The sequence below is a fragment of the Pseudomonas fluorescens genome (assembly GCF_001902145.1).
Classification (GTDB): domain Bacteria; phylum Pseudomonadota; class Gammaproteobacteria; order Pseudomonadales; family Pseudomonadaceae; genus Aquipseudomonas; species Aquipseudomonas fluorescens_BV.
The window spans coordinates 33584-47638 of record NZ_MRST01000018.1; the positions used below are offsets into that span (position 1 = coordinate 33584).

Genomic DNA, 14055 nt, shown 5'->3' on the forward strand with positions numbered 1-14055 from the left:
TTTCAGGGCAGTCCTGACGGTCGGGTGGTAGATAATAAGTGCACGTGGCAGCGAGTCTACCGTTGGGCTCCGAGCACCGAAAGGGAAAGTGCACCAGCCATTACGCAAACAAATGTAGGTGTTTTCTTGATACCTATGATGAAAATCGCCCACTCGTGGAAGAGTGGGCGTTCTTTCTTACACTGCAGCCGCAAAAGCACTCAAGGCGTCGAGGTTTTTGCCAAATGCAGCAACACATAGGGGCTTTTGTCGAACGCTGCGGTGAGTGTCGGCGTGATTGAACGCAGGCGCGGATCGTCCAGCGCCTGGAAGTCGGCCTGGCTCATGACCAACCATGCCGGCGCCTGGACCGTTTTCAGTTCGGCGGGCAACTGGGTAAACAGCGGGACCTTGTCGCAATCGAAGTTGACCATGAACTTGATGGCTTTCGCGTCTTTGCCCAGTGCGTGCAACACCAGCGGCGCCGGTTGCTGCTGAACGTGCGCCTTGACCGCGAGGCTGAAGGTGCGGGTGTCGTACACCTGACGTTGCAGGGGTTCGACCACCATGATGTAGGTGCTCCACAGGGCGAACACGGCGGCCAAGGCAGGGCCGTAGGTGCGCAGCCGCGCTCGGAACAATGCCAGCAGGGCCAGCACCTGTAGCATGCCAAGCACGACAAAGATCAGCGCAAGGTCGGCCAGCGGCTCCGGGTAGCGCCGCCGCGCCACCACCAAGCCAATGGCCAACAGCGTTGGCAACAGCGTCCAGATGCCCAGCATCAAGGCGCGTAGCCACGCAAACAGCCGCCCTTGCGTGACCACGAAGGGATACGCGGCAATGATCGCGGCCATCGGTAACATCGGTAGGATATAGCGCGCTTTCTTGGCTTGGGGTACCGACAGGCCCAGCATCACCAGCACAGCCGCTGCCGCGCAATAGAGCACAAGCTCCAAGGCTGGGTCCGGCGCACGTCGACCGCCCATCAGCACCGCCAGCAGCACTAACAAGGCCAGTGGATAGGCCAGGGCGTAATTGCCCAAAGAACTGGTGAAGTAATACAGCACGCCGCCGGAGCCTTCGCTGCCATCCATGCGCCCCAGGAACTGCATGCGAATCACGTCATGCATAAAGTCTTCGCCGCCGCTGAGCTTGGCCAGCAGCAGCAACAGGCCGACGCAGGCTGCCAGCAGCGCCAGTGCCAGCAGGCCGAAGCTGAACAGCTGGCGCCACTGGCGGTTGATCAGGTAGTAGCTGCACAACATGCCCGTAGGGATCACCAGGCCGATCGGGCCACGGATTGCAAACCCCAGCAGCAACAGCAAAAACACCCAATGCAGGCGCTTGGCAGCGGCGAAGTGGTCATGAGCATAACCCAGGTAGAACACCGCCAACGCCACGGCGGCGAGCATCTGGTCGAGGGAGACTGCGCGGGTTTCGCTGACGAAGGTACTGCTGAGCAGCAGCATCGCAATACTCAGCAGGCCCCAACGCGGCGAGTAGGGCGCCGTGAGGCGATAGACCAGCACCACAATCAGCGCCGACGCGACCGCCGTGGGCAGCCACGCCGTCAGGCTGGTGACCTGGCCCAAGGGTACCGACAGCAGCCACGTCAACAGGGTCGACGTCGCCAGGTAATCGGCATACGGCTGACCATAGGTGGTGGGAAAGAAACTCGGGCCATGGCGCAGCATTTCCTGGGCAAACAGCACAAAGCGCGAATCAAAGCCGATGATCGCCTGGTGCCAGTTGGCGGCGATAAACAACACCAGTGCCATGAGCCCCAGCCCCAGGGACTGGTGGCGGATCGTTGCACGCTGCGCGGACGGTAAGGCGATGTTCACCTAGCAAGCGTCCTTGACCTGTTCCACCCAGTTTTGCTGGGGGATCGGCAACTCGCAGGAGTCGCCGCGGCCGATGGGGAAGTACTTGAAGCCTTTGCGCGTCAGGCGTTCACCGTCGTACAGGTTACGGCCGTCGAAGATCACCGGGGTTTTCAGGCGCTGGTGAATCAGGTCAAAGTCCGGCGCCTTGAATTGCTGCCATTCAGTGCACACGATCAACGCATCGGCGCCGCCCAAGGTGGACTCCGGGGTGCCCATCAGCATCAGGCGCGGGTCATCGCCGTAGATCCGCTGGGTTTCCTGCATGGCTTCCGGGTCGAAAGCACGCACATTGGCGCCGGCGGCCCACAGCGCTTCCATCAGCACGCGGCTGGGAGCGTCACGCATGTCATCGGTGTTGGGCTTGAAGGCCAGGCCCCACAGGGCGAACGTCTTGCCCTTGAGGTTGCCCTGGAAGAACGCCTTGATGCGCTCGAACAGCTTGCTCTTCTGGCGCTGGTTGATGGCTTCCACGGCTTCGAGCAAGTCGCTGGAGCAGTTGGCCTGCTTGGCGCTGTGGATCAGGGCGCGCATGTCTTTGGGGAAGCACGAGCCGCCATAGCCGCAGCCGGGGTAGATAAAGTGGTAGCCGATGCGTGAGTCGGCACCGATGCCCAGGCGCACCGACTCAATGTCGGCACCCAGGTGTTCAGCCAACTCGGCGATCTGGTTGATGAAGCTGATCTTGGTGGCCAGCATGCAGTTGGCGGCGTACTTGGTCAGTTCGGCGCTGCGCAGGTCCATGAAGATGATGCGGTCGTGGTTGCGGTTGAAGGGCGCGTACAGGTCGCGCATCACCTCGCGCACCTCTTCACGCTCGCAGCCGATGATGATGCGGTCCGGGCGGCGGCAGTCGGCAACGGCTGAGCCTTCCTTGAGGAATTCCGGGTTGGAGACGATATCGAACTGCAGCTCACGGCCAGCGGCGCGCAGATTCTTGAGAATATGGTCGCGCAACGTGTCGCCGGTGCCGACCGGCACGGTGGATTTTTCCACCAGGATCACTGGTGCCACGCGATGGCGGGCAACCGCATCACCGACCGACAGCACGTATTTCAAGTCGGCCGAACCGTCTTCATCCGACGGTGTGCCCACGGCAATAAACAGCACTTCGCCGTGCTCGACGGCGAGTTTTTCGTCGTGGGTAAAGCGCAGGCGCCCGCTTTCCAGGTTGTCCTTGACCATGGCTGCCAGGCCCGGCTCGAAGATGGTCACGTGACCCTTCTGCAGCGATTCGACCTTGTGCTTGTCAACGTCCATGCAAATGACATCGTGACCGACTTCGGCTAATACAGTGGCCTGGACCAGACCAACGTAACCACTACCAAATACACTGATTTTCATGGGGTATTCCTGGGACTTGAGGTGCTGGTACGACGAGAGTTGATAACCAGTACGCCGAGGATGACCAAGGCCACCCCCAAGGTTTTTGAAAGCGAGAGCACTTCGTTGAACACCGGCAGGCTGGCGGCCAGCAAGTACACCAGCGCATAACTGATGCTGAGCAGCGAATAAGCGCGGCCCAGGGGTAAGTGCTTCAGTGCGGCGAGCCAGCACAGCATTGACAGCGCATAGGCGATGATCGCCAGGATCACCACGCCCAAGGCGCCCAGGTCGATACTGTTGTGGGTGAGGGCAGCCAGCCATTCAGTCGGGAGCGGCAGGCGCGTCATGCTCCAGCGCATGCCCAATTGGGCGCCACTCACCAGGCCGACACTGCCCAGGGCCAGGGCGAAACCCCGCGCGCGGCTCATACCTGACGCCCCAGCAAGACGACGCCGGCAATCACCAGCCCCACACCCAGCCAGTGACGGCCATCAATGGGTTCGTGAAACACAAAGCGCGCCATCAGCGTGACCAGCACAAAATTCAGGCTGAGCATGGGGTAGGCAATGCCCACTTCCAGGCGCTGCAATACCAGCAGCCACACCAGCAAGCCCAGGCCCAGGCACACCAGCGCCGACCACAACCACGGCGAGCGCAGTTTCGATACCCAGCCGTCTGGCACGCCACGCCAGCTTTCCACGGCAAATTTTTGCGAGACTTGGCCCATGCAGGTGAGCAGGCAGGCCGTGAGCAATAACAGCAGGGTGATCATGGCGCGACCTGCGGGAAAATCAGGATCACGATCTTGCCCTGCGCATAACGCTTGCCGTCGGTAGGCAGCAGCGCGAGTTCTTCTTTTTCGCCGGTGCTATTGACGCGCATCACCACGCCCACCGCGCCGGTACGGCGGGTTTCGGCCATCCACGCCTGAATGCGATTACGGTCGACCAGACGCGGGGCGGTGTCCTCGTAAGCCAGGCCGTACTTGACCTCACCCGAGGTGTTGTACAGCGTGATATCGGGGCGTTTGAGGCGCCAGGACAGCGCCGAGGCGGCGCCCAGGTCGTTGCTCAGCAGGGCAACGCTGGGTTGCAATTCGTCGATGTGATCAATGATGAACTGGTCCGGGGTCTTGTTGTAAACCACCGAATGGGGCAACGCCGCAGGCACCAGCAGCACCAGTAATCCACTGCCGATCAGCGGCGCGGCCCACAATGCCAAGGGGCGTGCCGCTTGCAGCAGATTGACCACGATCCAACCGAACAGAAAGATGAACACCAGCACCAGGCTGAGGGTTTCCTCACCCGGTTCGTATACCGGCTTCTTCAACTGGAACCAGCTGAGGGCCAGCAATACCAGCACGCCGATCACCAGGTTCAACCAGCCATTGATGCGCAGGACGCGGCCGTGGCCTTGAGCCAGTTTGTCGCTCAGGGCCGAGCCCATCAGCAAGGCCAGGGGGAGCATGCACGGCATGATGTAGGAGGGCAGCTTGCCTTTGGCCAGGCTGAAAAAGGCCAGGGGCATCAACAGCCACAGCAGCAGGAATGCAGTTTTCGGCACACGCTTTTGCAGCCAGGCTTGCTTGAGCGCGGACGGCAACAGCGCGACCCACGGCAGCGCGAACCCTACCAGCAGCGGCAGGTAATACCAGAAGGGTTCGGCGTGCTGGGCGTCTTCACCGGCAAAGCGCTGAATGTGCTCGTGCCAGAAAAAGAAATGCCAGTAGTCCGGCTCCTGCAGGTGCACGGCCAGCGCCCACGGCACGCTGACAGCAATCGCCACCACCACGGCAACAGGGCCAAATTTGCACAACTCGCCAAAACGTTTTTGCCAGACGGCGTAGGGCAGGGCGACCAGCACCGGCAGCAACCAGGCCAGGAAGCCCTTGGTCATGAAACCCATGGCGCACGCCAGGCCCAGCAAGGCCCAGGACCACAAGCGCGCACGCCGTGTGGTGCTGTCGAAACAGAACCACAAGGCCACGCCCGTCAGGTTGACCCAGAAGGTGAACTGCGGGTCCAGGTTGGCATAGCCGCCCAGCGCGGCCACGCTGACGAAGCTCATGTAGAGCAGCGTGCTGACCAGGCTTTTTTGCGGGTCGTTCCACAACCGGCGAGAGACCAGATACACCAGCAGAATGCTCAAACCGGTGCTCAATGCCGAGGCAAACCGCACGCCGAACAGGTTCTGCCCGAAGATCGCCTGGCCCAGCGCGATCATCCAATAGCCTGCGGCGGGCTTTTCGAAGTAGCGAATGCCCATGAAGTGCGGCGCGGCCCATTTGCCGGTCAGCAGCATTTCCTGGCTGATTTGCGCATAGCGGGTTTCATCTGGAATCCACAGGCCATGGGTGGCCAGCGGCAGCAGGTAGAACACGGCGAACGCCAGTAGGAGCAGGGGCAAAGCCCAGCGGCGGATCATGCCTGCTGCACTCCCAGCCAACCCTCACGGCCGCTCAAGGCGCCGCGCACCAACTGTTGCTGGGGCAGGGTGTTCGCATCCGTGGGCAACAGCTCGCCCAAGGGTTTGAACTCGATGCCGCGCTGCACGGCCTGGGCGAGCAACTGGCGAAAATCATTGGCCATCAGAATCCCTTCTACTTCCGCGTGGATCGTGTAGACGTTCAGCTTTGACGCGTTGAACCGATCAAGAATGAAGCGGTTGAAATCGTTGGCAGCCACCACCGGCCCGACGACTTCGTCGAAGGTCGGCAGGTCTACCGGAATTTGTGGGGTGCCCGCGCTGCCATCGGCCAAGGTGGGTCGAAACAGGCTGGTGCCCCGGCAATCGCTGTTGTAGCGAAAGTTGAAGCCTTGCTTGGCTTGCACCACTCGCTCATCGGCACGCCAGCCGGCGGCCGCTGAACAGTCGATGCGCTCGCCGAGGATGTCGCTCAAGGTGTCTACGCCGCGTCGAATCTGCTCGACCAGCTGTGCCTCGCTCCAACGCCCGGTGTTGGCCTGCCAGCCATGGTGGTCCCAGGCGTGCAGGCCGACTTCATGCCCGGCAGCCTTGGCCTGGCGCATCAAATGCCCCAGGTCACGGCCAATCGGCTTGCCTGGCCAGGCGGTGCCGGCCAGCAAGATGTCCCAGCCATACAGGCCGGCAGCGTTGGAGCGCAGCATCTTCCACAGGAACTGCGGGCGGATCAGGCGCCACAAGTGACGCCCCATGTTGTCCGGCCCGACACTGAAGAAGAACGTCGCCTTGACCCCGGCTTCGGCCAGGGAGTCGAGCAACCGTGGCACACCTTCACGGGTGCCGCGGTAGGTGTCGACGTCGATGCGAAGACCTGCCTTCATTATTTGGCTTCGTCAATAGACTGGGCGATTTCAAGCATGGCCTCGCGTAAGAAGAAATCGAGCGTGTTGCCGATGGTTTCGCTCATCTGCACGCTCGGCTCCCAGTTCAGCAGGCGCTTGGCGTTTTCGATGCTTGGCTTGCGGTGCGCCACGTCCTGGTAGCCCGTGCCGTAGAACGCCTTGCTCTCGACGTCGCGGAAACCGGCGAACGGCGGGAAGTTGTGGCGCAGCGGGTGAGCCTCGAACTGACGCAGCAGTTCTTCGCCCAGCTGGCGAATGCTGGCTTCGTTTTCGGGGTTGCCGATGTTGATGATCTGGCCGTCGCACACGCCATTGTCGTTATCAATGATGCGCGCCAGGGCTTCGATGCCGTCGGCAATGTCGGTGAAGCAACGCTTCTGCTCACCACCGTCGAACAGACGGATCGGCGTGCCTTCCACCAGGTTCAGGATCAATTGGGTAATGGCGCGGGAGCTGCCGATACGCGCCGAGTCCAGGCGGTCCAGGCGCGGGCCCATCCAGTTGAATGGACGGAACAGGGTGAACTTCAGGCCCTTGTCGCCGTAGGCCCAGATCACGCGGTCCAGCAGTTGCTTGGACACCGAGTAGATCCAGCGTTGCTTGTTGACCGGGCCCACCACCAGGTTGGAGGTGTCTTCGTCGAAATACGGGTCTTGGCACATGCCATAGACTTCGGAGGTCGACGGGAAAATCACGCGCTTGTTGTACTTGACGCAGTAGCGCACCAGCTTGAGGTTTTCTTCGAAGTCCAGTTCAAACACACGCAACGGGTTGCGGGTGTATTCGATCGGCGTGGCGATGGCCACCAGCGGCAGCACCACGTCGCATTTCTTGATGTGGTACTCGATCCATTCGGTGTGGATGCTGATATCGCCTTCCACGTAATGGAAATTCGGGTGACTGCGCAGGCGCTCGATCGCGTCAGAGCCAATGTCCAGGCCATAGACTTCGTAGCGGTCGTCACGCAGCAGGCGCTCGGACAGGTGGTTACCGATAAAACCGTTCACGCCCAGGATCAGCACACGGGTACGGCGCGGCTTGCGGCCCGATTCGGCGCCGCGCAGTACGGAGCCATCCACCAGGCCCAGTTCATCGGCCAGGGACGGGCCGGCCAGATACAGGCCGTTTTCGTTGCGCTGGCCGAACTTGACCACCAGGGAATCTTCACCGCAGGCAATGCGCAGCGGGTTGACGCTGATTACACGGCCAGGCGCCAGACCTTCGTTGCCCTTGACCACATCGGCTTGCCACACGATCAGCTTGTGCTCGCCCACGGCGCAGAAGGCGCCCGGATACGGCTGGGTCACTGCGCGCACCAGGTTGAACAGCTGCTCGGCGGGGTTTTTCCAGTCCAGCTTGCCATCGGCGGCGGTGCGACGACCGAAGTAGGTGGCTTTACTCTCGTCCTGGGCGGTTTCGCTCAGCGTGCCCTGGGCCAGCTGTGGCAGGGCATCGCGCAGCAGAGCAGTGGCCGCATCACGCAGCTTGGCGTGCAGGCTCAGGCCGGTATCGGTGCGCTCGATGGTGACTTTCTGCTGGGCCAGGATGGCGCCGGCATCGGCACGCTTGACCATGCGATGCAGGGTCACGCCGGTTTCGGTTTCGCCGTTGACCAACACCCAGTTGGCTGGGGCGCGGCCACGGTACTTGGGCAGCAACGAGCCGTGCAGGTTGAACGCTCCTTTGCGGGCGGTGGCCAACAGCGGCTCGCTCAGCAGGTTGCGGTAGTAGAACGAGAAAATGTACTCCGGGTTCAGCTTGGCGATGCGTTCGATCCACAGCGGGTGGTTGGCGTCTTCCGGTGCATGTACCGGGATGCCATTGCGGGCGCAGAGTTGGGCGACGGAACCGTAGAAGTTGTTTTCCTTGGGGTCGTCGGCATGGGTAAACACGGCAGCAATGTCGTAACCGGCGCTGAGCAGCGCTTCAATGCCTGCGCAGCCAATATCGTGATAGGCGAATACAACAGCTTTTGAACTCATGACTGGACCTGATCCGAAGAAGAAGTAGAAGTAGAAGTAGAAGTATGGGAAGGCACCAGGCCGTCAACCACGACGACTGGAGCCGGTGCTGCCGGTTGGTTACGCAGTACTTTTTCAATAAAGAAGCGTGGGCGGGCGCGGACATCGCTGTACATGCGGCCCAGGTATTCGCCCAAAAGGCCCATGCCGATGAACTGGCCACCGGTGAACACAAACAACACCGCAAACAGCACGAACAGGCCATCACCGGCCCAGTCGGCGCCGAAGGCCAGGCGCATGACGATCAGGGCAAAGGCAAACAGCACGCCCAGCGCCGCCAGGCTGAAACCGACGATGGACAGCAGCCGCAAGGGCGTGGTGGTCATGCAGGTCAGCAGGTCGAACATCAGGCTGATCAGGCGCATGGCGCTGTATTTGGATTCGCCATGTTCACGTTCGGCGTGGTGCACCAGGATTTCCGTGGTGTGGCGGGCGAAGCCGTTGGCCAGGATCGGGATGAACGTGCTGCGCTCACGGCAGGCGAGCATGGCGTCGACGATGGTGCGGCGGTAGGCACGCAACATGCAGCCGTAGTCGGTCATGGCCACGCCGGTAGAACGTTGCACGGCGAGGTTGATCAAGCGCGACGGCCAGCGGCGGAAGGCCGAGTCCTGGCGGTTATTACGCACGGTGGCGACCACGTCGTAGCCCAGGGCGGCTTGCTCGACCAGGCGCGGGATCTCTTCCGGCGGGTTCTGCAGGTCGGCGTCGAGGGTGATCACCACTTCGCCACGGCACTGTTCAAAGCCGGCCATGATCGCCGCGTGCTGGCCGTAGTTGCGGTTAAGGATCACCGCCACCACATTGCTGCCGTCTTCGGCGGCGGCGTCTTCGAGCAGTTGTGCGGAGTTGTCGCGGCTACCGTCATCCACCAGGATGATTTCGTATTCGTAAGCCAGTTGCTTGCAGGCTGCCGTGGTGCGACGCAGCAACTCAGGCAGGCTTTCTTGTTCGTTGTAGACCGGTATAACGATCGACACGCAATGAATAGGGTAGGGTTTCAAAGATTCATGACCTCGGGTTGGAGCAACTTGGAGCGCGAAAACGGCAGTGATTATCGGGCAAAACTACAGCCCGCAGACTACAACGCGGAGCTAAAGATAAAGTGTAATCAACAGGTTAGTCGATAAACCCCGGATTGCTCTGAAGTGTTGGGTACAAGGTTAAGCGCAAAAATGTTCAACGAATATGAAAGGCGGATGAAAAACCCGTTTATTTGACAGGTAGACAGCTAGGGTTCAGTTAGGTAATCAAGGCGTTACATCTAGATGTCAGATGGCAGTATCGGAGCGTTATACAGGGCGCTTGGTTCAATCTCAGCCTTGTGATCAGGCCAATGCGCGCCCTTCAACAATCTTCTCTGCATTGGCGCTCAAGTGCCGGTAAAGTAAGCGCTCTCTTGCCAGGGTACTCGGATGAATAGCGTGCAGCTTTTACGCGGCCAGTTGCGGCCAGCGCTGATGGGATTGTTGATGACGGTGGCCTGTGTCACCAGCGTGCGGGCCGATCAAGGCGTCGCGCTGACCCCACTGGACCAAGTGCCGGACGGGGTGGAAGTGCGCGGCAAGCAGGTCGCGGCTTATACCTGGGATGACCGCCAAGGCAAAAACCTGCTGGTACTCGCCGAGCAAGTCGGTGAGCGCGATGACGATGGTACCCAGTCGGCCTTTGTCTACGCGGCGCAGTATGTGCTGAGCGGCGAGCGCCCCAAGCGCGTGTGGATGCTGTACGACGATGTGCAGCACTGCGAATTCGACGCCGGGCTGCGCTTTGACCGGGCTGCCACCAAGGTCACCGACCTGCTGGGCGACGGCAATACCCAGGCCACGGTCGGTTATTCACGGGCCTGCACCAGTGATGTCAGCCCCAACGAATTCAAGCTGATCATGCATGTCGGCAAGTCCGGGAAGTATCGTCTGCGTGGCCTTGACCGCGTGGGCGCCAGCTGGTGGGACGAGGACGCTGGTGCTTTGCGCGGCATGCCCCTGCCCACCGACTGCAGCGTCGCGGCGCAGCAAGCGTTGGTCAGCCAATACAAGGAGCAGGGCACCGAACTGCCACTGCCGGGTTGCTATGGTGACGAGAAGGACTTTGCCAAGGCGCCGGACAGCTACCTCGCCTTTATGCGCCAGCATTGGTTCGCGCTGATGCAGCAACAGGACGCTGACTGGAGCCAGTCCCTGGCCCAACCTCAGGCAGCCAGCGAAGACGATGAATCGGCCCCGTGATTTTGTGCCTGGGCCGGTCCTGGGTTAGACTCGGCCTTCGCCAATCCACTAAATACATCGACTAATCAAATAGTTGGTCGATGTATTTAATCCAAAGGCTGATCTACCTTGACCGAGTCCATCTGCAACCCGCTGACCCTTTATCTCACCCGCCTGGCGCCTTCCAGCCAACTGACCATGCGCTACGTGCTGCAGGATGCCGCCGACCGCCTGGGTTTCGAAGACCTCAACCTCGACGAGATTGACTGGCACCTGCTGCAGCCCGAACACGTCACCGCACTGGTGGCTGCCTTGCGCGAGGACGGCTTTGCGCCGAACACCTCGTCGCTGTATGTGAATGCGGTGCGCGGGGTGATGAATGAAGCGTGGCGCATGAGCTTGATCAGCCAGGACCACCTGTTGAAGATGCGCTCGGTCAAGGCCACACCCGGCACGCGCCTGGGCCAGGGCCGCAACCTGCGCCGCACCTTGATCCGCGAGATGCTCGACGTCTGCGCCGCCGACCCTCGGCCTCAGGGCCTGCGGGATGCCGCAGTGATCGGTCTGTTATATGGCTCGGGCATGCGCAAGTCGGAGTCGGTGAACCTGGACCTGGCGCAGATCAACTTTGACGAGCGCAGCTTGCGCGTGATCGGCAAGGGCAACAAAGAGCTGGTCAAGTACGCGCCGGACTGGGCGTTTGCCAAACTGCAGGCCTGGCTGGCGTTCCGTCGCGAGCACCTCAAGGAAGGCGAGCAGGACGACAGCTTCCTGTTCAACCGCATTCGTCGTGGCAGCCATATCACGCGGGAACGCATCACCAAGCATGCGATTTACTACATCGCGCGCCAGCGCGGTGATCAAGTGGGGGTCAAGATCATGCCCCATGATTTCCGTCGTTCGTTTATCACCCGGGTGATCGAGGAACATGATTTGTCGATTGCGCAGAAACTGGCGCATCACACCAACATTCAGACCACTGCCAGCTATGACGTGCGCGACGACAATGAGCGGCGGCGGGCGGTGGATCGGTTTGATTTGTAGGCGGCCAGAGATCAAACGCTAGGCTTGTGGATACACCACTATCCAATGTGGGAGCTGGCTTGCCTGCGAAGAGGGCCTCACAGGCGACCAGGATGCTGGATCAGGAGGGTGGCGGAACGCTTGAGGCCAGGTGAGCTGGCAAGCGGCGCAAGGTCCACAGCGTGGTAACCATCGCGGCAAGCGCACACAGCGCAATGCCGATCAACATCGGCGCCGGTGTATGGTCGGCAAAGATACCCACCAAGGTCATCGCCACAGCCGCCGTGACCATCTGAATCGCGCCCAGCAGTGCAGATGCAGAACCTGCCACCGCACCATGATCCTCCAGCGACAGTACCCCGGCCGCCGGCAATAGCAGGCCAAGAAAGCCGAAACCGATAAACAGCAGGCCCATCATCAAGGCCAGGCTGTCACCCCACAGTGTGGTGCCTGCCAGCAAGCTCATGACCGCCGCCACACCGACCACCGACCAGCGAATCAACGGCGCCAGCCCAAAGCGGGCGCTGAGGCGTGCGGTCAGTTGGCTCATGGCAAAAAACGAGGCTGCGTTGAGCGCAAAGCACAGGCTGAACTGGGTTGGCGTCAGGCCAAAAAACTCGATGTACACGAAGGGCGCGCTGCCGATGAACACGAAGAAGGTGGCCAGGCCAAACCCGCACACCACCGACAAACCCGTAAAGACCGGGTCGCGGAGGAGGGCGCCATAACTGCCGAACGCCTGGCCCAGTGTCTTGCCCAGGCGGCGCTCGGCCGGGTGGGTTTCTGGCAGTTGTACGGCGGTCATCACCAGACACAGCACGGCCACCACCGCCAACACGGCAAACACTTCGCGCCAACTCCAGATCGAAATCACCAGGCTACCGGCCAGTGGCGCGAGGATCGGCGAAACACTCATGACCAGCATCAGCAAAGCCATCAGGCGCGCCGCTTCATGGCCGGTGTACAGGTCACGGACAATCGCCCGCGGGATCACCATCCCCGCACAGGCTCCGAACGCTTGTATGGCTCGAAAGCCGATCAACACTTCGATAGTCGGGGCCAGTGCGCAGCCGACGCTGCCAATGGCAAAGATCACCAACCCTGCATAAATCGGTGGTTTACGCCCGAACACATCGCTGAGGGGGCCGTAGAACAACTGGCACACGCCGATAATCATGAAGAACACCGTCAAGCTCATCTGCACCGCCGCCGGCGAAGCCTGGAGGCTGGCGCCCAGGGTGGGCAGCGCCGGCAGATAGATGTCGATGGCAAACGGGCCGACGGCGGTGATCAAGCCCAGCAACAGGGCGAGACGGGCGATACGTTGAGGCATTTGGCAAACCCAGGTAGAGCAATGGACGGTCAGCTTAAGGGAACCGCGCAGATCCGCAAACTTAGGCTTCACTACAAGCAACAGCTGCCGATACAGCTAGCAGCGACACTGAAACGGTTGGGCTCCCAACCGGCGGTCCTGGCACAGGGATACCACTATGACGATCAAATTACGCTTGGTGCTGTTGATTGCGACCGGGTTGCTCACCGCCTTGATCATGAGCGTGGCCGGCTACCTGGGTAATACGCGCATGGCCGATGCGGTACAGGACAACGACGTCAGCATGACGGTACTGCGCAATCACATGGAAGCCGACATGATGCACGACGCCTTGCGTGCGGATGTGCTGTCGGCCATGTTGGTCGGACTGGGCAAAAGCACCAGCACAGCGGCCGAAGTCAACAGTTCGATCAAGGAGCATGCCGAGCACTTCCACGAGGTGCTGGCGGATAATTTCAAGCTGCCGCTGGACGACTCGATCAAGGCCAGCCTGGAAAAAATCAAACCCAGCCTGGATACCTACATCAGCGCCGGCGAGCGCATCGTCGCACTGGCCCTGGATAATCCCGAGGCCGCGCGTGGAGAACTGCAGACCTTCAATGCTGCGTTCAGCCAACTGGAAGACCAAATGGCGGCGTTGAGCGAATTGATCGAAAATCATACCCACCTCACCAGCACCAGTACCCAGCAAACCATCAGTCACGCCAACTGGACCTTGGCCATCGTATTGGGGGCCAGCCTGCTGTTGCTGCTGGCACAAGGACGTTGGGTGACCCTGAGCATCATGGGGCCGTTGCGCACCGCCAGCCGTATTGCCCAGAGCATTGCCCATGGCAACTTGAGTGAACCGATTGTCGAACCCAAGAACCAGGACGAAGCCAGTGCACTGATTCGCAGCCTGGCGACGATGCAACGGGATTTACGCGGCATGATCGAAGTGGTTCGCAGCAATGCCCA

General features: G+C 60.9%; 11 protein-coding genes and 1 pseudogene. 3 read left to right on the forward strand and 9 right to left on the reverse strand.

The genetic code is table 11. From position 1 onward, the window contains the following. Positions 1 to 200 precede the first annotated feature (200 nt). From BUE92_RS05235 to arnC, 8 genes are read right to left on the reverse strand one after another with little or no spacing between them, the layout of a single operon-like run. A complete protein-coding gene (locus tag BUE92_RS05235; protein ID WP_073522324.1) occupies positions 201 to 1823 on the reverse strand; it encodes an ArnT family glycosyltransferase in 1623 nt (540 codons plus the stop codon). Beyond that, a complete protein-coding gene (locus BUE92_RS05240; protein ID WP_073522325.1) occupies positions 1824 to 3206 on the reverse strand; it encodes a UDP-glucose dehydrogenase family protein in 1383 nt (460 codons plus the stop codon). Next, the gene (arnF, locus tag BUE92_RS05245; RefSeq protein WP_073522326.1) at positions 3203 to 3616 is read right to left on the reverse strand and encodes a 4-amino-4-deoxy-L-arabinose-phosphoundecaprenol flippase subunit ArnF; all 414 of its coding nucleotides are present in this window, start codon (positions 3614 to 3616) and stop codon (positions 3203 to 3205) included. Before arnF ends, BUE92_RS05240 begins: the two co-directional genes overlap by 4 nt. Continuing rightward, positions 3613 to 3960, reverse strand: a complete 348-nt coding sequence (gene arnE, locus BUE92_RS05250) for a 4-amino-4-deoxy-L-arabinose-phosphoundecaprenol flippase subunit ArnE (RefSeq protein WP_073522327.1) — start codon at positions 3958 to 3960, stop codon at positions 3613 to 3615. Before arnE ends, arnF begins: the two co-directional genes overlap by 4 nt. Continuing rightward, positions 3957 to 5612 (reverse strand): lipid IV(A) 4-amino-4-deoxy-L-arabinosyltransferase, encoded by a 1656-nt coding sequence (gene arnT, locus BUE92_RS05255; protein WP_073522329.1) that lies wholly within the window; start codon positions 5610 to 5612, stop codon positions 3957 to 3959. Before arnT ends, arnE begins: the two co-directional genes overlap by 4 nt. Further along, positions 5609 to 6493 carry a 4-deoxy-4-formamido-L-arabinose-phosphoundecaprenol deformylase gene (arnD, locus tag BUE92_RS05260; RefSeq protein WP_073522330.1) on the reverse strand — a complete coding sequence of 295 codons (885 nt, stop codon included), beginning with the start codon at positions 6491 to 6493 and terminating at the stop codon, positions 5609 to 5611. Before arnD ends, arnT begins: the two co-directional genes overlap by 4 nt. Then, on the reverse strand, positions 6493 to 8496 hold the full coding sequence (arnA, locus tag BUE92_RS05265) for a bifunctional UDP-4-amino-4-deoxy-L-arabinose formyltransferase/UDP-glucuronic acid oxidase ArnA (RefSeq protein ID WP_073522331.1): 2004 nt from the start codon (positions 8494 to 8496) through the stop codon (positions 6493 to 6495). The genes arnD and arnA overlap by 1 nt, the downstream gene beginning before the upstream one ends. Continuing rightward, positions 8493 to 9539: an undecaprenyl-phosphate 4-deoxy-4-formamido-L-arabinose transferase gene (gene arnC, locus BUE92_RS05270; RefSeq protein ID WP_073522332.1), complete on the reverse strand. Its 1047-nt coding sequence runs from the start codon at positions 9537 to 9539 to the stop codon at positions 8493 to 8495. The genes arnA and arnC overlap by 4 nt, the downstream gene beginning before the upstream one ends. A 411-nt stretch (positions 9540 to 9950) precedes the next feature. Here arnC and BUE92_RS05275 point away from each other — a divergent pair, with 411 nt between their 5' ends. Beyond that, positions 9951 to 10763 carry a M949_RS01915 family surface polysaccharide biosynthesis protein gene (locus BUE92_RS05275; RefSeq protein WP_073522333.1) on the forward strand — a complete coding sequence of 271 codons (813 nt, stop codon included), beginning with the start codon at positions 9951 to 9953 and terminating at the stop codon, positions 10761 to 10763. Positions 10764 to 10871: 108 nt separating this feature from the next. Next, positions 10872 to 11786 (forward strand): site-specific integrase, encoded by a 915-nt coding sequence (locus BUE92_RS05280; protein WP_073522334.1) that lies wholly within the window; start codon positions 10872 to 10874, stop codon positions 11784 to 11786. 100 nt (positions 11787 to 11886) lie between these two features. Here the strand turns inward: BUE92_RS05280 and BUE92_RS05285 are convergent, their stop codons facing one another. Further along, a complete protein-coding gene (locus BUE92_RS05285; RefSeq protein WP_073522335.1) occupies positions 11887 to 13098 on the reverse strand; it encodes a multidrug effflux MFS transporter in 1212 nt (403 codons plus the stop codon). Between the two features lie 157 nt (positions 13099 to 13255). Between BUE92_RS05285 and BUE92_RS29240 the strand changes: the two are divergent. Beyond that, positions 13256 to 14011: pseudogene (locus BUE92_RS29240) on the forward strand (MCP four helix bundle domain-containing protein); the annotation flags it as partial. Between the last annotated feature and the right edge of the window lie 44 nt (positions 14012 to 14055).